The 19,652-nt window shown below is 69.3% G+C and carries 24 protein-coding genes; 8 read left to right on the forward strand and 16 right to left on the reverse strand.

The annotated features are described in order from the left end of the window. Positions 1–61 precede the first annotated feature (61 nt). Positions 62–1,195 carry a BMP family ABC transporter substrate-binding protein gene (locus tag ABZV40_RS01740; RefSeq protein ID WP_355434954.1) on the reverse strand — a complete coding sequence of 378 codons (1,134 nt, stop codon included), beginning with the start codon at positions 1,193–1,195 and terminating at the stop codon, positions 62–64. A gap of 721 nt (positions 1,196–1,916) precedes the next feature. Between ABZV40_RS01740 and sdhC the strand changes: the two genes are divergently transcribed. From sdhC to ABZV40_RS01760, 4 genes are read left to right on the forward strand one after another with little or no spacing between them, the layout of a single operon-like run. Further along, positions 1,917–2,339 (forward strand): succinate dehydrogenase, cytochrome b556 subunit, encoded by a 423-nt coding sequence (sdhC, locus tag ABZV40_RS01745; protein WP_355434209.1) that lies wholly within the window; start codon positions 1,917–1,919, stop codon positions 2,337–2,339. Continuing rightward, positions 2,336–2,749 (forward strand): succinate dehydrogenase hydrophobic membrane anchor subunit, encoded by a 414-nt coding sequence (locus ABZV40_RS01750; RefSeq protein WP_355434957.1) that lies wholly within the window; start codon positions 2,336–2,338, stop codon positions 2,747–2,749. Before sdhC ends, ABZV40_RS01750 begins: the two co-directional genes overlap by 4 nt. A 22-nt stretch (positions 2,750–2,771) precedes the next feature. Further along, positions 2,772–4,526: a succinate dehydrogenase flavoprotein subunit gene (sdhA, locus tag ABZV40_RS01755; RefSeq protein ID WP_355434212.1), complete on the forward strand. Its 1,755-nt coding sequence runs from the start codon at positions 2,772–2,774 to the stop codon at positions 4,524–4,526. Then, positions 4,526–5,308 (forward strand): succinate dehydrogenase iron-sulfur subunit, encoded by a 783-nt coding sequence (locus tag ABZV40_RS01760; protein ID WP_355434215.1) that lies wholly within the window; start codon positions 4,526–4,528, stop codon positions 5,306–5,308. Before sdhA ends, ABZV40_RS01760 begins: the two co-directional genes overlap by 1 nt. Here ABZV40_RS01760 and ABZV40_RS01765 read toward each other — a convergent pair. Both ABZV40_RS01765 and ABZV40_RS01770 read right to left on the reverse strand, forming a co-directional pair. Further along, a complete protein-coding gene (locus ABZV40_RS01765) occupies positions 5,295–6,353 on the reverse strand; it encodes a hypothetical protein (RefSeq protein ID WP_355434217.1) in 1,059 nt (352 codons plus the stop codon). The two genes, ABZV40_RS01760 and ABZV40_RS01765, sit on opposite strands and share 14 nt — an antisense overlap. A gap of 39 nt (positions 6,354–6,392) precedes the next feature. After that, the gene (locus ABZV40_RS01770) at positions 6,393–6,554 is read right to left on the reverse strand and encodes an LPXTG cell wall anchor domain-containing protein (protein ID WP_355434219.1); all 162 of its coding nucleotides are present in this window, start codon (positions 6,552–6,554) and stop codon (positions 6,393–6,395) included. On the opposite strand from ABZV40_RS01770, the gene ABZV40_RS01775 reads away from it, so the two are divergent. Beyond that, complete coding sequence (locus tag ABZV40_RS01775; protein ID WP_355434222.1) at positions 6,532–6,933, forward strand: hypothetical protein; 402 nt, start codon at positions 6,532–6,534, stop codon at positions 6,931–6,933. The two genes, ABZV40_RS01770 and ABZV40_RS01775, sit on opposite strands and share 23 nt — an antisense overlap. A 95-nt stretch (positions 6,934–7,028) precedes the next feature. Here ABZV40_RS01775 and ABZV40_RS01780 read toward each other — a convergent pair whose 3' ends face one another. After that, entirely contained in the window at positions 7,029–7,379 is a 351-nt protein-coding gene (locus ABZV40_RS01780) for a hypothetical protein (RefSeq protein WP_355434225.1), read from the reverse strand. Positions 7,380–7,389: 10 nt separating this feature from the next. Continuing rightward, positions 7,390–7,617, reverse strand: a complete 228-nt coding sequence (locus ABZV40_RS01785) for a hypothetical protein (protein WP_355434228.1) — start codon at positions 7,615–7,617, stop codon at positions 7,390–7,392. 61 nt (positions 7,618–7,678) lie between these two features. Here ABZV40_RS01785 and ABZV40_RS01790 point away from each other — a divergent pair, with 61 nt between their 5' ends. Both ABZV40_RS01790 and ABZV40_RS01795 read left to right on the forward strand, forming a co-directional pair. Beyond that, positions 7,679–8,938, forward strand: coding sequence for a D-alanyl-D-alanine carboxypeptidase family protein (locus ABZV40_RS01790; RefSeq protein ID WP_355434231.1), 1,260 nt, complete (start codon positions 7,679–7,681; stop codon positions 8,936–8,938). Between the two features lie 73 nt (positions 8,939–9,011). Further along, entirely contained in the window at positions 9,012–10,238 is a 1,227-nt protein-coding gene (locus tag ABZV40_RS01795; protein ID WP_355434233.1) for an FAD-binding oxidoreductase, read from the forward strand. Here the strand turns inward: ABZV40_RS01795 and ABZV40_RS01800 are convergent. Continuing rightward, positions 10,186–11,358 carry an MFS transporter gene (locus tag ABZV40_RS01800; protein ID WP_355434236.1) on the reverse strand — a complete coding sequence of 391 codons (1,173 nt, stop codon included), beginning with the start codon at positions 11,356–11,358 and terminating at the stop codon, positions 10,186–10,188. The two genes, ABZV40_RS01795 and ABZV40_RS01800, sit on opposite strands and share 53 nt — an antisense overlap. Positions 11,359–11,450: 92 nt before the next feature. Here ABZV40_RS01800 and ABZV40_RS01805 point away from each other — a divergent pair, with 92 nt between their 5' ends. Next, positions 11,451–12,401: an Lrp/AsnC family transcriptional regulator gene (locus ABZV40_RS01805; RefSeq protein ID WP_355434239.1), complete on the forward strand. Its 951-nt coding sequence runs from the start codon at positions 11,451–11,453 to the stop codon at positions 12,399–12,401. On the opposite strand, the gene yhjD is transcribed toward ABZV40_RS01805, so the two are convergent. The 10 genes from yhjD to ABZV40_RS01855 all read right to left on the reverse strand — a co-directional run bounded on the left by yhjD (position 12,385) and on the right by ABZV40_RS01855 (position 19,645). After that, a complete protein-coding gene (gene yhjD / locus ABZV40_RS01810) occupies positions 12,385–13,368 on the reverse strand; it encodes an inner membrane protein YhjD (protein WP_355434242.1) in 984 nt (327 codons plus the stop codon). The two genes, ABZV40_RS01805 and yhjD, sit on opposite strands and share 17 nt — an antisense overlap. Positions 13,369–13,392: 24 nt before the next feature. Further along, positions 13,393–14,409, reverse strand: coding sequence for a tryptophan--tRNA ligase (trpS, locus tag ABZV40_RS01815; RefSeq protein WP_355434245.1), 1,017 nt, complete (start codon positions 14,407–14,409; stop codon positions 13,393–13,395). Positions 14,410–14,435: 26 nt separating this feature from the next. Continuing rightward, positions 14,436–14,627: a hypothetical protein gene (locus ABZV40_RS01820; RefSeq protein ID WP_355434248.1), complete on the reverse strand. Its 192-nt coding sequence runs from the start codon at positions 14,625–14,627 to the stop codon at positions 14,436–14,438. A 122-nt stretch (positions 14,628–14,749) separates the two neighbouring features. After that, complete coding sequence (locus ABZV40_RS01825; RefSeq protein WP_355434251.1) at positions 14,750–17,272, reverse strand: bifunctional FO biosynthesis protein CofGH; 2,523 nt, start codon at positions 17,270–17,272, stop codon at positions 14,750–14,752. 72 nt (positions 17,273–17,344) lie between these two features. Continuing rightward, the gene (locus tag ABZV40_RS01830; protein ID WP_355434254.1) at positions 17,345–17,884 is read right to left on the reverse strand and encodes a GvpL/GvpF family gas vesicle protein; all 540 of its coding nucleotides are present in this window, start codon (positions 17,882–17,884) and stop codon (positions 17,345–17,347) included. Continuing rightward, entirely contained in the window at positions 17,881–18,252 is a 372-nt protein-coding gene (gvpJ, locus tag ABZV40_RS01835) for a gas vesicle protein GvpJ (RefSeq protein ID WP_355434257.1), read from the reverse strand. Before gvpJ (ABZV40_RS01835) ends, ABZV40_RS01830 begins: the two co-directional genes overlap by 4 nt. Continuing rightward, the gene (locus ABZV40_RS01840; RefSeq protein ID WP_355434260.1) at positions 18,249–18,482 is read right to left on the reverse strand and encodes a gas vesicle protein K; all 234 of its coding nucleotides are present in this window, start codon (positions 18,480–18,482) and stop codon (positions 18,249–18,251) included. The genes gvpJ (ABZV40_RS01835) and ABZV40_RS01840 overlap by 4 nt, the downstream gene beginning before the upstream one ends. Beyond that, positions 18,479–18,631: a gas vesicle protein GvpJ gene (gene gvpJ, locus ABZV40_RS01845; protein WP_355434263.1), complete on the reverse strand. Its 153-nt coding sequence runs from the start codon at positions 18,629–18,631 to the stop codon at positions 18,479–18,481. The genes ABZV40_RS01840 and gvpJ (ABZV40_RS01845) overlap by 4 nt, the downstream gene beginning before the upstream one ends. Next, entirely contained in the window at positions 18,628–19,374 is a 747-nt protein-coding gene (locus ABZV40_RS01850; RefSeq protein ID WP_355434266.1) for a GvpL/GvpF family gas vesicle protein, read from the reverse strand. Before ABZV40_RS01850 ends, gvpJ (ABZV40_RS01845) begins: the two co-directional genes overlap by 4 nt. Beyond that, positions 19,364–19,645 carry a gas vesicle protein gene (locus ABZV40_RS01855; RefSeq protein WP_355434269.1) on the reverse strand — a complete coding sequence of 94 codons (282 nt, stop codon included), beginning with the start codon at positions 19,643–19,645 and terminating at the stop codon, positions 19,364–19,366. The genes ABZV40_RS01850 and ABZV40_RS01855 overlap by 11 nt, the downstream gene beginning before the upstream one ends. Positions 19,646–19,652: the final 7 nt, after the last annotated feature.

A 19,652-nucleotide genomic window follows, 5' to 3' on the forward strand; every position in this document is an offset into this window, starting at 1 on the left:
CACGCACCAGGCCCTGTGAGGGCGAAACCTCACAGGGCCCGGTTGCTGCGGTTACGCGGGACTACGGCTTGTCCGCGACCTTGATCTTGCCCTCGATGATCTGGGCCTTGTAGCCCTCGAGGACGCCCTGCAGCTTCGCGTCGATCTTGCCACCGGACGTGGCGTAGCCGACACCGCCGACCTTCAGGTCGAAGACCTTCGGCAGCGACGCGAGGTCGTTCTTCGCGGCGGCCCGGATGAAGTCGTAGACCGCGACGTCGACGCGCTTGAGCATCGACGAGACGATGACGTCCTTGGTGTCCGCGACGGTCGCCTGGTTGTACTGGTCGGAGTCGACACCGATCGCCAGCACGCCACCCTGCTTGGCCGCCGAGAAGATGCCCTTGCCGGACGCACCCGCGGCCTGGTAGATCACGTCGGCGCCCTTGTCGATCAGGCCCTTCGCGGCCTCGGAGCCCTTCGGCGCGTCCTGGAAGCCCGAGAAGTCACCGGCCGGGGTGATGTACTTCTTGTCGATCTGGATCTTCGGCGCGGCGGTCTTGGCACCCTGGAAGTAGCCGGCCTCGAACTTCTGGATCAGCGGGATCTCGACGCCGCCGACGAAGCCCACGTGGCACTTCTTGCTCTGGTACGCGGCGATGACGCCGGCCAGGAAGGACCCCTCCTGCTCGGCGAACAGCAGCGGCGTGACGTTGGTGGCACCGTCCACAGCGGAGTCGACGAGACCGAACTTGATGTTCGGGAACTGCGGCGCGACGACCTTCAGCGACTCGGCGTAGGCGAAGCCGACGGCGACGACCGGGTTGAAGCCCTCGGTGGCCAGCTGGCGCAGCCGGGTCTGCTTCGCGGCCTCGTCCTCGTTCGGCGCGGCGGAGAGCTCCTTGACGTTCTCCTTCTTGATGCCGAAGTCGGTGAGCGCCTTGTCGAGACCGGCGGCGGCGGAGTCGTTGAACGACGCGTCGCCACGACCACCGATGTCGTAGGCCAGACCGACCTTCAGCGCGCTGCCGTCCACCTTCTCACCGGCGGCGGCGCTGGTGTTCGAGGTGGTGGGCGCGGGGGGAGGCGTGGCGAACTCGCAAGCGGCACCACTGCCGGTGTTCGAGTTGTTGCTCCCGCCACCCGAGTCCTTCGCGCAGGCGGCCATAGTCATCACGCTGGTCAACGCGATCGCGGCGACCGCGACGCCACGCATACGACGACGCACGGCTCGTCTCCTCCCTGAGGTTCCTCCCCAACGACGTTGTTGGGTTCTAGACGGCGCACCGTACCTCTTAGTAACCAACCTCGTTGCGGCCAGCACCTACAAAGACCCCTATCGGTTACTCATTCGACGCATTGGCCGCACCTGCGGTGATCAATCGTGTTCGGCGCGTGGCGAAACGTCCTCTTCGGCCGCTTCACCGCTCTGATCGTCGTCCAAACGGCCCAGTTCCGCGCGCCAAGCCCACCGCTCCAGCGCCGACGACAGGCCCGCGACGGGTCCGCCCGGCGGAAGTCCCCTCCCCATGACCCCAGGATGAGCCGGCCTGCTGTCGCCACGCTGACGTGCGAATGTCCGCCGGAGCTGAACCGTTCGCGGCCGCTCGTCGTGTAGGGGGTGGCAAGTGCCCTTGCCACCGACGGCGGCCCGGACCAAGGCGGAGGTCCAGGCCGCCGTCCTCGTTTCCGGACGGCACGCGGGGCCCCCGCGTTCTCTCCTGGGACACGAAAGCTCCCCGCGTGCACTTCCACTGTGGCGTGGACCGCATTTCGGGATCGATCAAGACCGGTTGGCCGATCGACAGCGTGTCTCATCGATCACAGAGCGGGTGCGCCTGCTGGGTCGCGTCCGACGTGCGGGACTAGCATTTCCCGGTCATGGTCGGAAGGAACTGTTCACCGACCACCACCACTGACGTTGGAGGCCTCGGCGCATGACCAGCGCAGGCGCACCCGAGCGGTCGGGCACCACCCGAGGGGGTGGGACGCTCTACCGCGGTGATCTGGGCATGTGGTCCTGGGTCGCCCACCGGATCACCGGTGTCCTCACGTTCTTCTTCCTCTTCACCCACGTGCTCGACACGGCACTCGTCCGAGTGTCACCGAACGCGTACGACTCGGTGATCGAGACCTACAAGAACCCGGTCGTGAACCTCTTCGAGGTCGGCCTCGTCGGCGCGGTGCTCTACCACGCGCTGAACGGCATCCGGGTCATGCTGGTCGACTTCTGGGAGAAGGGCGCCAAGTACCAGCGGGTCATGCTCTGGACCGTGCTGGCCGTCTGGGTCGTCGTGATGATCCCCGGCTTCTACTTCATGATGCAGCGCACGATCTCCGACCTGGTTGGAGGTCACTGACCATGTCCCTCGCACTCGACAAGCCCCGCCAGCCGCGCCGTCCCGCGGCCCGCCGCAGCAACGGCGAGCTCTACAGCTGGCTGTTCATGCGCCTGTCCGGTCTGCTGCTCGTGGTCCTGGTCCTGGGTCACCTGTTCATCATGAACATCCTCGACGGCGGCGTCCACAAGATCAACTTCGGCTTCGTGGCCGGCCGCTGGGCGTCCCCGTTCTGGCAGTTCTGGGACCTCGCGATGCTCTGGCTCGCGCAGATCCACGGCGGCAACGGCGTGCGGACGGTCATCAACGACTACGCCCGCAAGGACGCCACCCGGTTCTGGTTGAAGATGCTGCTCTACGTCTCGATGGTGCTGATCGTCTCGCTCGGCACGTTCGTGATCTTCACCTTCGACCCGAACATCTCGAACTGACCCGCGCGGGGAGCCCACCACAATGCAGTTCCACAAGTACGACGTAGTCATCATCGGCGCTGGTGGTGCCGGCATGCGCGCGGCGATCGAGTCCGGCCAGCGCGCCCGCACCGCGGTGCTCACCAAGCTCTACCCCACGCGTTCGCACACCGGCGCGGCCCAGGGCGGCATGTGCGCCGCCCTCGCCAACGTCGAGGAGGACAACTGGGAGTGGCACACCTTCGACACGATCAAGGGCGGCGACTACCTGGTCGACCAGGACGCCGCCGAGATCATGGCGAAGGAGGCCATCGACGCCGTTCTCGACCTCGAGAAGATGGGCCTGCCGTTCAACCGCACGCCCGAGGGCAAGATCGACCAGCGCCGGTTCGGCGGCCACACGCGCAACCACGGTGAAGCCGCCGTGCGCCGCGCCTGCTACGCCGCGGACCGCACCGGTCACATGATCCTCCAGACGCTCTACCAGAACTGCGTCAAGCACGGCATCGAGTTCTTCAACGAGTTCTACGTGCTCGACATCTGTCTCACCGAGACGGAGAACGGCCCGGTCTGCACCGGCGCCGTCGCGTACGAGCTCGCGACCGGCGAGATCCACGTCTTCCAGGCCAAGTCCGTCGTGTTCGCGACCGGTGGTTTCGGCAAGGTCTTCAAGACCACGTCGAACGCCCACACGCTGACCGGTGACGGCATGGGCATCGTCTTCCGCAAGGGCCTTCCCCTGGAGGACATGGAGTTCTACCAGTTCCACCCGACGGGCCTCGCGGGTCTCGGCATCCTGCTGACCGAGGGCGCCCGCGGCGAGGGCGCGATCCTGCGCAACGCCTCGGGTGAGCGGTTCATGGAGCGCTACGCCCCGACCATCAAGGACCTGGCGCCGCGCGACATCGTGGCCCGCTCGATGGCTCTCGAGGTGCTGGAAGGCCGCGGCGCCGGCCCGAACAAGGACTACGTGCTGCTGGACTGCACGCACCTCGGTGCCGAGGTGCTGGAGACCAAGCTGCCCGACATCACCGAGTTCGCCCGCACGTACCTGGCCGTCGACCCGGTCGTCGAGCCCGTCCCGGTGTACCCGACCGCGCACTACGCGATGGGTGGCATCCCGACGAACGTGCACGGCGAAGTGTTGCGGGACAACGACAACATCGTCCCCGGCCTGTACGCCGCCGGTGAGTGCGCCTGCGTGTCGGTGCACGGCGCGAACCGCCTGGGCACCAACTCGTTGCTGGACATCAACGTCTTCGGCCGTCGCGCGGGCATCGCCGCCGCCGAGTACGCGCTGTCGCGCCCCGAGCACGTCGACCTGCCGGAGAACCCGGCCGCGGCCGTCGAGGCGCAGGTCGCGCTGGTGTTGTCCGAGCACGGCCAGGAGCGCGTCGCGGACATCCGCACCGAGCTGCAGGCCACCATGGACGCCAACGCGTCCGTGTACCGCACCGAGGACACGCTGAAGCAGGCGCTGCACGACGTGCAGGCGCTGAAGGAGCGGTACGCCCACATCCAGGTGCAGGACAAGGGCAAGCGCTTCAACACCGACCTGCTGGAGGCCGTCGAGCTCGGCTTCCTGCTGGAGCTGGCCGAGGTGCTGGTCGTAGGCGCGTTGGCGCGCAAGGAGTCCCGCGGCGGCCACGCCCGCGAGGACTACCCGAACCGCGACGACACGAACTTCATGCGCCACAGCATGTTCTACAAGCAGGGCGACGGTCTGACCGCGGACATCCGCCTCGACTACAAGCCCGTCACCTTTACCCGGTACAAGCCGATGGAGCGCAAGTACTGATGACCGCCACCGCTGAAACCACTGCTGGCTCGCGCGGCTCCCAGCCGCCGGTTCCGGACGGCGCTGTCACGGTCACCGTGAAGATCCGCCGGTTCAACCCGGAGTTCGACGACGAGCCCCGCTGGGACTCGTTCGACATCCCCGCGCTGCCGTCGGACCGCGTGCTCAACCTCCTCCACTACATCAAGTGGTACGTGGACGGCACCCTGACGTTCCGGCGTTCCTGCGCCCACGGCATCTGCGGCTCGGACGCGATGCGCATCAACGGCGTCAACCGCCTGGCGTGCAAGGTCCTGCTGAAGGACCTGCTGGCTGCTTCCGGCAAGCCCACCACGATCACCATCGAGCCCATCAAGGGCCTGCCGGTGAACAAGGACCTGCTCGTCGACATGGAACCGTTCTTCGAGGCGTTCCGTGCCGTCAAGCCGTACCTGGTGACCTACGGCAACGAGCCGACGCGCGAGCGCATCCAGTCCGTGGCCGACCGCGAGCGCTTCGACGACACCACGAAGTGCATCCTGTGCGCGTGCTGCACTACGTCGTGCCCGGTGTACTGGACCGAGGGCTCGTACTTCGGCCCGGCGGCCATCGTGAACGCGCACCGGTTCATCTTCGACTCACGCGACGAGGGCGCTGAGGAGCGGCTCGACATCCTCAACGACATCGACGGCGTGTGGCGGTGCCGGACCACCTTCAACTGCACCGACGCCTGCCCGCGTGGCATCCAGGTGACGAAGGCGATCCAGGAAGTGAAGCGGGCGCTGCTGTTCAAGCGCGTCTGAGTTTCGGCTCTCCTTTCGAGGCGCCGCGTTCCCGGTGGGGACGCGGCGCTTTCGGGTTTCCGGCCGCAGCCGCTCGGTCTCGGCGCACCACGCTCACCCGGCAGCACACCGTTGCCGCAGGCGGCGCCCGTCTCCGGCCCACGGTCATCGCGGCTCCACGATCCGCACCGGCGGCCTGGGCCGTGCCGCAGCCGCCTCGTGCGCCTTCCGCAACTCCCGCGCCACCGCCTCCGGACTGTCTCGCAGACCGGGTCGGGAGCATCTGCACGACCAGGATTCCCGCCGCGGCACAACGGCTGTTGCGGGCGAGCGTGCGTTCGTAGTCGCGCGGTCCGAAGTGGAACGCCCTCGAGTCGATCTCCCAGGCCAGGCCCACGTCGTCGAACCAGGCGCCGGGTCTGCCGATGATCAGGCCGTCGGAGTCCGCGATCGTGACGTTCCAGTGCGGCGTGGTGAGGCGGATCCTGCGGGAGAGGCGGCGGGCGTCGCGTTCGGACACCGATTCCGCGCGGCCCAGTTCCTTGAGGGCCTCGCGGACCAGCTTGGTGCCGTAGCGGTTGGTGCGGGACTCGGCGGCGGGGCTCGAAGGCGTGCAGCGGCCGCGTCGGACGGCGGCGATCAGGGCGGTGACGGCGTCGACAGAACGCAGCCGACGGCAGGCGTCGACCACGGCCCGCTCCACGGACACGACGGGGAATCCGCCCACCTCGCGAGAAGCGGGCATCGGTGAGGCGCGTTCGACGATCAGCCGGCCGGAGCCCGCGGAGCGGCCCGGCACGAGGACGTGGATCTCGGGCCCGGTGGCGGGAAGGCCGGCTTCGGCGCCCGTCAGAACGGCCTCCGGGCCCGCGCGCAGCAGGGCCGCGGTGACCTGTTGGTCGCGTGTCGGCGGGCCGTTGTGCAGCAGCACCACGCCTGGGTGCATGCGCTGCCACGGCCCGCCCGGCCCGCAGCGCCGCCAGGGGTCCGAGACCCCCGGCGACCTCAGGGCGGTGGCGCTGATGACTCCGAGATCGCTGCGGTCGCGCAGGTGTTCGATGAGCATGGAGTCAGTGTGACGAGCGACACCGACAATTTTTGACGGTCAGCGCCGGAACAGCCTCCTGCGGTCGATCAGCAGCAGGAGCACGCCCGCGATGCCGAGCAGCACGCCCAGCACCAGCAGCCAGCCGACGTCGGCGCCTGTGCTCGCCAGGCGGTTGTCCTGGTGGCGTGGAGGCGTCGTGACCGGTGGCGACGTGGTCACCGGCGGTTTGGTCGTCGTGACCGGAGGCGTCGTCGTGACCGAAGACGTGGTCGTGACCGGAGGTGTCGTGGTCGACGCCGGTGGAGTGGTCGTGGACGAGGTCGTCGTCGACGAAGTCGTGTACGACGTGGTTGTCGAAGTGGTCGTCCCGGTGCTGGTGGTCGTGGTGGTGCACGGCGTCGTCGTCGTGGTGGTGTACGCGGTCGTGGTCGTCGAGGTGTCGCCACCTCTCGGCACCGGCACTCCCCGCGCTGGACGGTCTTTCGGGCACCACGCCTTGACGCACACCCGGCCATCCCCCGAGGCCTCGGCCTCGGGAGCGGCACCGTGCAGCGCGACGATCGTCAGCACTGCACCGGCGGTGAGCAGACCGATGTAGGCGATACGTGACATGCCACGATGGTTGGCCGGGACACGCCGCGTCGCACGGGCAGCGAGCGCACGTCACCCACCCGTGCACCCGACATCGCTCGATCAGGTCCAGAAGACCGCCACACCCACGTTCAGCACGACAAGGGACGCCGCCGTCGGCAGCAGCCAGGACGGGGCCTTCGGCTTGTTGAGGTTGACGGCCACGACGGCGGCGATGGCCACGAGGACCAGCAGCTTGACGCCGATCTTGATGTGGTCGTACTTCACCGAGTCGACCAACGGGTCGATGGCGACCAGCGCCACACCGGTCAGAAGCTGCAGAGCCGCACCGTGCAGCCAGCCCTTGTTGACCGGAGCGTCCTTGCCGGCCCTGGCCTGCAACATGATCATCGCGACGAGCAGGCCCATGCCCAGCAGGTGCAGGAACACCAGCAGCAGGCGTACGAACTCCACAGCGTTTTTCCTATCGACGTCGAGTGGCCAGGAAGCCCCGCACACCCAGCACGCCGATGACGGTGCCGAACACGAGCGAGGCGATCACGAGCACCAGGTGCACCGTGAAGAACGGGGTAGGTCCGTCGCTGAACGAACGCGAGTCTTTCCAGATGTTCTTCAGGAACGTGGGCCAGATCACCCACGACCACACTCCGAAAGCCACCAGGAAGAGTGACATCGGGCGCGAGAGCTTCACGACGACCAGTATCGGACGTGGTGCGTGCAAGGCGCTAAACGGGGGTGGATAGCCTGGAGCCGTGCCCTTCACGAAACGGCTCATCGTCGCCCTGGTCCTAGCAACGGCCACAGCCGCGTTCGCCGCACCGACCGGCACCGCACAGCAGGCCGCCTCGGCGCAGTGCGCGAACCGCGAGACCCCGCCCCCACCGGTGGACACGTCCGAGCAACCGACGCCCGGCCAGAAGGCCCCCGCCCCGCTCGAGGTGCCGGAGAAGCCGATCGGTGGCGACCGGCTGGGCGAGTGCGGCTTGATCCTGCCGCCGAACCAGGCGCAGCCCCCGAGCGGCATCACCGCCGCGTCGTGGCTGCTCGCGGACATGGACAGCGGCGCCGTCATCGCCGCGTACGACCCGCACGGTCGTCAGCGTCCGGCGAGCGTCATCAAGGTGCTGCTCGCGATGGTCGTCGCCAAGGAGCTGCGCGGCGACCTCGTCGTCACCGCCTCCGCCGAGGACACTGAGCAGGAGTGCACCTGCGTGGGGCTCAAGGACGGCGGCCAGTACACGATCCGCCAGCTGCTGCAGGGCCTGCTGCTCACGTCGGGCAACGACGTGGCGCACACGCTGGCCCGCCAGCTCGGCGGCGTTCCGAACGCCCTGCGCAAGATGAACGCCATGGCGAAGGAGCTCGGCGCCCTCGACACCCGCGCCGTGACGCCGTCCGGCCTCGACGGCCCCGGCACCAGCACCTCCGCCTACGACGTCGCCCTGATCTTCCGCGGCGCGATGAAGTACGACGAGTTCGCGCAGGCCATCAAGCTGCAGCAGGCGCAGTTCCCCGGCCGTAACGGCGGCACGATCATGCTGACGAACGACAACCGCCTGATGACGAGCTACGAAGGCGCCATCGGCGGCAAGACCGGCTTCACCGACGACGCCCAGCACACCTACGTGGGCGCCGCCGAACGCAACGGCCGCCGCCTCGTCGTCGTCCTGCTGCGCGGCCAGCAGCAGCCCACGCACATCACCAACCAGGCCGCGAAGCTCCTCGACTACGGCTTCGCGATGGGCCCCGGCGGCGTCGGCAAGCTGGTCGACGGCGCCCCGCAGCCCAAGCCGAACGTCACCTCCACCCAGACCAGCAACAGCAACACCACCGACACGGCCGCAGGCTCCGACTCCGGTTCCAGCCGCCCGACGCCCACCGCGTTCGGCACCGTCGGCCTGCCGATCACGGCCATCGCGGGCGTCGGCCTGCTGGCCGCCGTGTTCCTCTACATCCGCAACAAGAGGGCCAAGGCGGCACGGGCACGCCGCCAGGCGGCACAGGGCGTCTGAGCGCACGGCAAAGGCACACCGGAACGGCTCCCGGCGCACGCTGGGAGCCGTTCTGCTTTCCAAGGGGGTTGCGATGACCGACTCAGGGGAAGTCGTGGCACCGGGCCATCCCGACTACGAACGCCTCCGCCTGCCCGCGCTGCCCAACTACCACCACATCCGCCCCCGTGCGATCGTGCGGTGCTTCAACACCGACGACGTCACGCAGGCTCTGGCGCACGCAAGAGAGTCGGGCACGCACATCACCCCGCGCGGTGGCGGGCACTGCTTCGCCGGCCGCTCCTCCACCAACGGCATCGTCATCGATCTCACGCCGATGAACGACGTGTCGGTCCAGGACGGGATGGCCGTGATCGGCGCCGGTGCCCGGCTGGCCGAGGTGTACGCCGGGCTGGACCGGCACGGCCTGACCCTGCCTGCGGGGTGCGGTCCGGCGGTCGGCATCGCCGGCCTCACCCTCGGCGGCGGGCTCGGCCTGCTCGGCCGTCGCCACGGCCTGACCTCGGACCGGTTGCGCGCGGCCCAGGTCGTGCTCCCGGACGGCGCGGTCGTCGACTGCGCGGCTGACCGGGAGCCCGGCCTCTTCTGGGCGTTGCGCGGCGCGGGCGGTGGCCAGTTCGGTGTGGTCACGAAACTCGTCTTCGACCCGGTTCCGGCCGAGCGGACGACGAGGTTCGTGCTGACCTGGCCCGGCACCGGAGCGCGGGACGTGCTGCGCGCCTGGCAGGAGATCGCACCCGACGCACCGGACGAGCTGAGCGCGAACCTCAAGATCGACGCGCAGCGGGTGATCGTGTTCGGAGCCGGAGAGCCCGGCGATCTCGTCGATCTCGCTCCGGCGACCAGCGACATCAGCACCATGCCGTACCACGAGCTGAAGCAGTCCTTCGACGACCTCGGTGACCTCGGACCGGGGCCGGTGACCAGCAGGTCCGAGTTCTTCCGCCGCTCGCTGCCGGACCAGGCGGTCACGACGCTGCTCGCCGGCCTGGCACCGGGCCGGGAGCTCAACTTCACCCCGATGGGCGGTGCCTACAACCGAGTCCCGGCCACCGCGACCGCGTTCGCCCACCGCGCCGAGCGGTTCATGATCGAGCACGTGAGCGCCGACGCGGACTGGGTGCACAGGTCGTGGGCGGGCGTGCACCACCACGCGTCCGGCCGCGTCTACCCGAACTTCCCCGACCCGCACCTGGACGACCCGCTGACCGCCTACCACGGCGAGAACCTCGCCCGGTTGAAGGACTTCAAGGCGCACTACGACCCGACAAGGCTGCTGAACTTCCCGCAGTCCCTCTGATCATCACGGCGGTCAGCGCCAGCACACCGGCGATCAGCACCATCGACGTGAGCACCGCGGCGGTCGTGCCGAACCGGAAGAACACCGCGCCCAGCAGGGCCACCCCGACCGTCGCGCCGAGCTGCTGCACCGCGTTCAGCAGGCCGGAGGCCCAGCCGGTCTCGTGCGGGGCCGCGACCGACAGCGCGTTGCCGAAGAACGGCACGGTGAACACCCCGAGCCCGATTCCGGCGACCAGCAACGGCACCGCCGTGAACGACACCGCGATCCCCGCCAGGCCGACCAGCACCAGCACGAGACCGGCGCGCATCACCCCCGTCCCGAACCTCGGCACGAGCACGGACCCCGCGACCCACGAACCCAGCGCGAGCCCCGCAGACCACGGCAGCAGCGTGAGCGCGGCACCGGTGGGCGTCTGGCCGGAACGCAGCTGCAGGAACAGCACCAGCACGAACACCAGGCCGTTCATCACCGCGAAGAACAGCAGCGAACCGGCCAGCGACGCCGGGAACACCCGGCCGCGCAGCAGCCCGCCCAGCTTCGGCGGGGTGGCCGAGCGATCCTCGCGGATCAACGGCGCGGCGGCCAGGACGGCGAGCCCGAGCGGCACGTTCACCAAGAACACCGCGCGCCAGCCGATCGAGTCGGTCAGCAGGCCGCCGACCACCGGCCCGCACAACGCCGACAACGCCATGACCGGCCCGATCGTGCCCAGCGCCTTGGGCACCTCGTCGCCGTCGAACATCGCGCGGATCAGGCCGAACGTCTGCGGGATGATCATCGCCGCGCTCGCGCCCTGGACCACGCGGGCCGTCAGCAGCACCACGGCGTGCGGCGCCCACGCGCACAACACGGAGCACAGCACGAAAACGAGCATGCCGAGCACGAACACCCGCCGACGCCCGAGGACGTCACCGAGCCGTCCTCCGACGATCAGCAGCAGGCCGAACGGGAGCGTGTAGCCGTTGGTGAGCCACTGCAGCACGGTGTCGCTCAGCGCGAGGTCGGTGCGAACCGCGGGCGCCGCGATCGGCATCACCGTGGAGTCGAACAGGTTCATGGCTTCGGCGAGCAGCAACGCGGCGAGCGCCGGCCACCGCCAGCGGTAAGGCTGTGTCATGTCCGCGAAGCTAGATTTCTGCGATCAGAACTACCGCAAACAACACAACAGACGACGAATACTTCCACCAAGACACGCCTACCATGAAAAAAGTGACACTCGATGATCTCGACCGCGCCGTGCTGCACGCGCTGCACATCGACGGCCGCGCCCAGTTCAACCACGTCGCGAAGGTCCTCGGCACGTCCCAGCAGACCGTGGCCAGGCGCTACCGGAAGCTGCGCGAGAGCGGCGCGCTGCGGGTGGTCGGCATGATCGACGCCCGCAAGGCCGGGCAGGTGGAGTGGTTCCTGCGGCTGAGCTGCGCCCCGGACACCGCCGTGCCGGTCGCGCGAGCTCTGGCGGGCCGGCCGGACACGACGTGGGTGCAGCTCACGTCCGGCGGCACCGAGATCTCGTGCGTCATCCGCGCGGACAACGCCCCGGAAGCCCTGCTGCTGCAACAACTTCCGCGCACCCCGAAGGTCCTGTCGGTGTCCGCGCACTGCCTGCTGCGGTCGTTCGTCGGCGGTCCGGTCGGCTGGCACGGCCGCGCGGGCGCGCTCACCGCGGACCAGGTCACCCAGCTCACGCCGTCCTTCGACACCGACGCGGCCCAGGAGCCCGAGGTCGACGAACGCCTGGTGGCGTTGCTGCGCGAGGACGGCCGTGCGTCGTTCACCGACCTGGCCGCGGCCACCGGGTGGTCCGAACCGACCGTGCGGCGCCGGGTGAACCAGCTGCGCGCCAACGGGCTTCTCTACTTCGACGTCGACATGGACCCGGCGGTGCTCGGGTTCCACGCCCAGGCGATCCTGTGGATGTCCGCGCGCCCCAAGCACCTGGTGACCGCCGCGCAGGCCCTCGCCCGGCAGCCGGAAGTCGCGCTCGCGGCGATCACGACCGGACCGGCCGACCTGCTCGCGAAGGTCGTGTGCCGCGACATCGACGCGCTCTACGCGTACCTGACCGAACGGGTCGCGACCATCGAGGGCATCGAACGGATGGAGACCGCCCCGGTGATCCACACGCTGAAGCGCGCGGCCCTCACCGGCGCCACCTGATCCCGAGCAACGCACCGACCACCGCACCGGCCCCGAGCAGCAACGACGGCGAAGGACCGCGCCGGACCGAGATCACCGGCTGGATCACGGCAGGAGGCGGCGCCGCGACGACCTCCGGCTCCCGGTTCTCCCGCGCGGTGGCCGTCCAGGCCGTGATGAACAGCAGGAACTGCGCCACCAGGTTCGCGAACACCAGCACACCGATGACCGACCCGAACGCCGCCGCGGTCGGCGACCGGGTCACGAACGACAGGAAGATCGTCGCCGCCTGCTTGAGCACCTCGAACCCGATCGCGGCCGCCAGCGCCCCGCGCAACGCGCTGCGCAGCCCGACCGGCTTGCGCGGCAACCGGGCGAGCACCCACAGGAACACCAGCCAGTTCGCGAGCAACGACAGGATGATCGCGGCGATGCGCACCAGGGCGCGCGCCCACCCCGCGTCCTCGAAGCCCAGCCAGCCGAGCAGGTCCTTCGCGAACCCGGTACCCGCGGCCGTGATGCCGAACGACAGCACGATCGCGAGGCCGAGGCCGACCAGCGCCAGCAGGTCGCGCCACAACGTGCCGAAGAACGGGAGGTTCTCCCTGGCGTGACCCCATTGCGCGGTCAGCGCGTCACGGAGGTTGCTCATCCAGCCCAGGCCGGAGTAGGCGGCACCGAGCAGGCCGATGATGCCGACCGTGCCCTTGGAGTCCAGGGCGTTGTTCACGGCGTCGTTGATCTGGTCGACCAAGTGCTTGTCCGGCACGGCCTCGGCGATGCTCTCGCGCAGCTGCGCCAGCAGGTCCGGCTGGGACTGCAGCACGAAACCGGCCACCGCGAAGCCGATCATCAGGATCGGCACGAGCGACAGCACGCTGAAGTACGTGACCGCGGCCGCGTAGTGGGTGCCGTAGCGCTCCGTGTAGCGCTCGTAGGCCAGCAGGATGTGGTCGAGCCACGCGTACTTCCGCCGCCACTTGTCCACGGTCGAGACGCTAGTGCAAGCGCACTACTCGGGCAGAACGAACCCGATCTTCTCGTACGAGCGGCGCAACGTGACCGACGCCACCTCGCGGGCGCGCTCGGCACCGCGGGCCAGGATCTTGTCCAGCGAGGCCACGTCGTCGAGGTACGTGCGGACGCGTTCCTGGACCGGCGTGACCCACTCGGTGAAGACCTCGCCCAGGTCCTTCTTCAGGTCGCCGTAGCCCTTGCCGTCGTAGTCCGCGACCAGCGAATCGATCGAACGGCCGGTCAGGGCCGAGTAGATCGTCAGCAGGTTCGACACGCCCGGCTTGTTCTCGGGGTCGAAGATGATCTCGCGACCGGTGTCGGTGACCGCGGAGCGGATCTTCTTGGCCGAGCGCTTCGGGTCCTCCAGCAGCTCGACGACACCGCCGGGCACCGACTTGCTCATCTTCGCCGTCGGGTCCTGCAGGTCGAAGATCTTGGCCGTGTCCTTGACGATGTACGCCTCGGGCAGGCGGAACGTCTTGCCGTAGCGCGAGTTGAACCGCGTCGCGAGGTCGCGGGTCAGCTCCAGGTGCTGGCGCTGGTCCTCGCCGACCGGCACGTAGTGCGCCTGGTACAGCAGGATGTCCGCGGCCTGCAGGATCGGGTAGGTGAAGAGACCGACGCCGACGGCGGCCTCCGAGCGCGACGACTTGTCCTTGAACTGCGTCATCCGCGACGCCTCGCCGAAGCCGGTGAGGCACTGCATCACCCAGCCGAGCTGGGCGTGCTCCGGGACGTGCGACTGCACGAACAACGTCGCGCGGTCCGGATCGATGCCCAGCGCGAGCAGCTGAGCCGCCGAGACGCGCGTGTTCTGGCGCAGTTCCTTCGGGTTCTGCTCCACGGTGATCGCGTGCAGGTCGACGACGCAGTAGAACGCGTCGTGGTCCTCCTGCAGGGCGACCCACTGCCGCACCGCACCCAGGTAGTTGCCGAGGTGGAACGAGCCTGCCGTCGGCTGGATGCCGGACAGCACTCGGGGACGACTGGTGGGCGCGCTCTCCGTGGACACGAACGAATCTTCTCAGACCGGGCGAGTCAGTTCTGCGCGGTGTCCTGCTGGACCAGGTCGATGCGCTGGTTCGCCGCCGGGATCGTGGCGGGCTTGCGCCGCTTCACCAGGCCGTACACCAGACCACCGACGCCCGCCGTGACCGCGATCAGACCCACGGGACCAGCAGCGGTACCGGTCATGCTGCTCTCAACCGCAGCGCTCAGTACCAGACTCATGCCGTGCACTTGCCGAGCCTCCCCAAGGCACAGACTCACCCCGGAAGGGTGAACCTTGCTGACTGATTGGCCGCCAAGCTACCGATGACCGGTAGCGTCGATGCGCCGAATCAGACTATCGGTCACTCGCGATCGGATCGCACTCGCCCATATGTCGTAGTCCGCTGACGGGCGTTACGCCCTGCGAGCGAAGCCAGGGTCTCAAGCTCACGCACAGTACGCGCCGACCCGTGTTCGGACCCTGCCATGCGGCTGATGGTCTCCTCCATCAACGTTCCGCCGATGTCGTTCGCACCGCCGTTGAGGATCTCCGCGGTGCCCTCGTCGCCCAGCTTGACCCAGGAGCACTGGATGTTGTCGATGCGCCCGTGCAACGCCAACCGCGCGAACGCGTGCACGGCGCGGTTGTCGCGGCGGCTGGGGCCGGGCCGAGCGACTCCCGCCAGGTAGATCGGGGCGTTGCGGTGCACGAACGGCAGCGCGACGAACTCGGTGAGCCCGCCGGTCCGGTCCTGCAGCTTCGCCAGCACCCTGAGGTGGGTGAGCCAGTGGCCGGGGTGGTCCACGTGGCCGTACATCATCGTGCTCGAAGAACGAATGCCCACCTCATGAGCCGTGCCGACGACCTCCAGCCAGGTCGCGGTCGGCAGCTTGCCCTTGGTCAGCACCCACCGGACGTCGTCGTCGAGGATCTCGGCCGCCGTGCCGGGGATCGTGTCGAGCCCGGCCTCCTTCAGCTCGGTCAGCCACTCGCGGACGCTCACGCCCGCCTTCGCCGCGGCCGACACGATCTCCATCGGGCTGAACGCGTGGACGTGCATCCCGGGCAGACGCTTCTTGATCGCGCGCACGACGTCCGCGTAGTAGGTCACCGGCAGCTTGGGGTCGATGCCGCCTTGCATGCAGACCTCGGTCGCGCCCTCGTCCCACGCTTCCTGGGCGCGGTCGGCGACCTCCTCCGCGCTCAACCTGAACGCATCCGCGTCTCGTTCACGTTGAGCGAAGGCGCAGAACCGGCAGCCGACGTAGCAGACGTTCGAGAAGTTGATGTTCCGGTTGACCACGTACGTGACGTCGTCGCCCACCACCTCGCGCCGCAGGTCGTCGGCCAGCTTCACCATCTCCTCCAGCGCGTCGCCGTCGGCGGTGAGGAGCGCCATCGCGGCGTCGGTGTCTTCGAGCAACGCCGCCGGGTCGTTGGCGGCGATCTTCAGTCCACGTTGGACGTCTTCGGAAAGGCGTTGCGGGGCAACGGGAACCTTCAGCTCGTTCCAGTCGCCGTAGACTTCGTCGAAGTCACCGCGGCGGTCGCTCGTGCGACCTTCGGTGTCGATCGCGGTGTTGAGGTCCGCGCGCCCGAACGTGTCGAGCCCGCCGTCGGGCTCCTGCCACTCGCGGCCGACCACTTCGGCCGACGGGTTCGCGAGGCCGTTCTCCAGTGCCAGCGCGGAAACGTGCGCGGTGAGCCGGGTGTCGATCCACTGCCCGGCCGCCGCGCGGACGTAGCGCGGGTAGACGTTCAGCCGTTCCCGCAACGAGAAACCGGCCTCGCGGGTGATGTCCGCGAGCCGGTCGACCTGCGGCCACGGCTTCTCGGGGTTCACGTGGTCGGGCGTGATCGGCGAGACGCCGCCCCAGTCGTCCACGCCCGCGCGCAGCATCAGGCCGAACTCCTCGCCGACCAGGTTCGGCGGTGCCTGCACGCTCACGGTCGACGGCATCACCAGGCGTGCCACGGCGATCGTCGCCGCGAGCTCGGTCAGGTCGGCGTCGGGCATGCCGCGCATCGCCGTGTCCGGCTTGGCGCGGAAGTTCTGGATGATGACTTCCTGGATGTGCCCGTACTGCTTGGCGACCTGGCGCATCGCGAGCAACGACTCGGCACGCTCGGTCAGGGTCTCGCCGATGCCGATCAGGATGCCGGTGGTGAACGGGACGTTGACGCGTCCGGCGTCGGTCAGCACCCGCAGCCGGACCGCGGGATCCTTGTCCGGGCTGCCGTAGTGCGGCCCGCCCTTCTCGCTCCACAGCCGTTCCGCCGTGGTCTCCAGCATCATGCCCATGCTGGACGCGACCGGCCTGAGCCGGGTGAGCTCCTCCCAGCTCAGCACGCCGGGGTTGAGGTGCGGCAGCAGTCCCGTCTCCTCGAGCACCGCGATGGCACTCGCCCGCACGTAGTCCAAAGTGGACTCGTAGCCGCGCGCGTCCAGCCACTCCTTGGCGGCCGGCCAGCGGTCCTCCGGCCGGTCTCCCAGCGTGAACAGCGCCTCCTTGCAGCCCTGTTCGGCACCCGCGCGGGCAATCGCCAGCACCTCGTCGCGTTCGAGGAACGCGGCGGGCAGCTTGTGCGGCACGGTCGCGAAGGTGCAGTAGTGACACCGGTCGCGGCACAGTCTGGTCAGCGGGATGAACACCGACCTGCTGTACGTGACGACCCCGGGACGCCCTTCGGCGAGCAGGTGCGCGTCCCGCACCTTGCCGGCTGCAGTCAGCAGCGCGTCCAGGTCCTCGCCGCGCGCGTGCAGCAGCACCGCGGCCTCGGTCGCGTCGAGCACCGCACCGTCGGCGGCACGGCGCAGCGCACGCCGCATGGCCGCTGCGCTCGGACGGGGCTGCGGTGGGGTTAGCGAGATGTCCACTGCCACGTCAACGACCTTAGGCGGCGAAAATTCCTGTTCGCCCCTCCAGCGGTGTGACCAAGTTCCCAGTTGGGCCGCTCACCAGCCCCAGCGCGACGCCGGCGCCTGCCGGGTGTCCAGGAAGCTGAACGCGGGCAGCGGGCCTGCGAACCTCCCGCCCGCCTTCTCGGCTGCCTGCCGCGCCGTGGCCAGCTGCCGGCGTGGCACCAGGAACGCCCTGCGGACCTCCTGCCGCTCCGAAGGCAGCTCGACGGCCTGCTCCGCCAGTGCGCTGACCGGCTCCAACGCGGTGTCCGCGCTGGTCCACGCACCGAGCCGCAGGTAGACGTGCACCTCGACGACGTCGGCCAGCCGATCGAGCTGAGCGCGCAGGTCGTCCGCCCTCGGTGCCAGCACGTCCGACCGAACCGCGTCCTCGTTCTCGGCCAGCGTGCCGAACACCACCGGCACCACGGGGCCCGTGGTGACCAGCGCGGACAGCGCCTCGAAGTGGGGCATCGCCGCCACCGGCGCCTCGCGGACCGCGGCGGCGAGATCGTCCAGCACGACGAGCCGGACGTTCCGGTCGGCAGGCACCTCGTGCGTCGCGCGCACGACGCCGAACAGATGCAGGCTCACGGCTGCCGTTCCGGTGCCCCCACCTCGACCCGTTCCACGGTGTCGGCCGGCACGGCCGCAGCCGGCATGACCGCGGCCGCCACGGGCGCGGTGAGCGGCAGGATGCCGTGCGTGCCGAGGATGCCCTGCGTACCGGGTGGCGGTACGGCGCCGGAAATCGCACGCCGGGTGGCGTCCAGGCGTTGCATGGCCTCGAGGTAGCGGATGTAGGTGTCGACGCTGGCGATCACGATCTTGGCCTCGATGGTCAGGATCTCGATTCCGATCACGGAGACCCTGATCGTCGCGTCGATGACGAGTCCCTTGTCCAGCAGGATGTTCAGCGCTTCGGCGAGGCCACCGGACGCCGGGATGGCTGGAGCGGTCACAGTTCGGTCCTTTCCGGATGGACTTCGAGCACGGCACGCAGCTCGGCGAACTGGCGGCGCAACGCGATCAACGCCTGGCCGAGCCGTTCGATCTCGTCTTCGGTGAGCGACCCGGCGTCCATCCGCCTGATCGCCTGGCGTTCCAGCAACTCCTCGAGGATCTCCAGCACGGCCAGCACGATCCGGCCGAGGCCCTTGCCCGCGTCGGCGGGAACCCTGGCACCGGTCATCGCAGCGACTCGTCGATGCCGACCAGCAGCAGGCGCAGGTCGAGCCGGATCAGGTCGATGCCGGCCAGCGTGATGATCACGTCACCGGTGACGACCGCACCGCTGTCGACGATCCGGTCCAGCAGATCGACCAAGGTGTTCTCGGTCATCCGGCGACTCCCAGCTCCAGGCGCGTGAACGAGTAGGGCGGCCACGGACCGGTGGCGTGCACGGTCGCACCCCGGCCGCGTGCCTCCTCGCCCAGCTCGGCGGCCGCGCGCCGGAAGGCGTCCTCGTTCGCCTCCTGCACGAGGTAAGCGGCGTCGAGCAGCGTCTGTGGCCGTTGGGTCCGGTGGACGGCATCGGTCGCGAGGCCGGCCAACGCCGAGTGCAGCGCCTGTGCGGCCTCGGCCTGGTGGTCCTTCAGCTGCCGCCCGTCCAGGCGGCTCTGCCGGCGCCTGCGCAGGTAGTCCGCGCCGGACAGCCCGGTCAGCGGCGTCTCCTCCACCGGCTGCGCCCCGTGATCCACCCGCACGCCCCACTCGCGGTGCCCGGCGACGCGGTCCAGCCAGCGGGTGACCTCGTCGCACGAGGAGGACAACAGCCTGCGCGCCGCCGGTTCGTCCGCGACGACCGTGCCGAACCGCAGCGGCAGCACGGGTTCGTGCTCGAACACGGCGCGGACGATGGCGTCGTGGTCGCGCACGAGCTTGGCCAGCAGGCCGTCCTCCGCCGGTTCCTCGGCGTCCAGCCCACCGAACAACGCCGTGTCCACCTCGGTCACGACGAGCGCCAGTCCGTCGTGCCTGATCAGTTCGGGCGGTCCGGCCGCACGCAGCTCCGGGAGACCGACCAGGTCCCACCGCGTGCCACGGGTGATCGCGTAGGCGCAGAGGCCACGCTCACCGCTCATGGACCGCCTCCGGCGCCTTCGCTGCGGCCTCCAACCCGGTTGTCCGTCTGTCGAGCTCCGCACGTGCGCTGTGGGGCGCGAAGAACGGGTCGCCGGTCCACCAGTCCATGCCCATCTCGCGCGCCGTCTGGGCGGACGCGATGAAGAGCCTGACCCTGAGGGTGAGCAGCTCGATGTCGACGACGTTCACCGCGATGTCGCCGACGATCACGACACCCTTGTCGAGCACGCGCTCCAGCACGTCGGCGAGCGAGCTCGATGTGCTCTCCACAGCAGCC

It is taken from the genome of Lentzea sp. NPDC004782 (genome assembly GCF_040609115.1).
GTDB lineage: Bacteria > Actinomycetota > Actinomycetes > Mycobacteriales > Pseudonocardiaceae > Lentzea.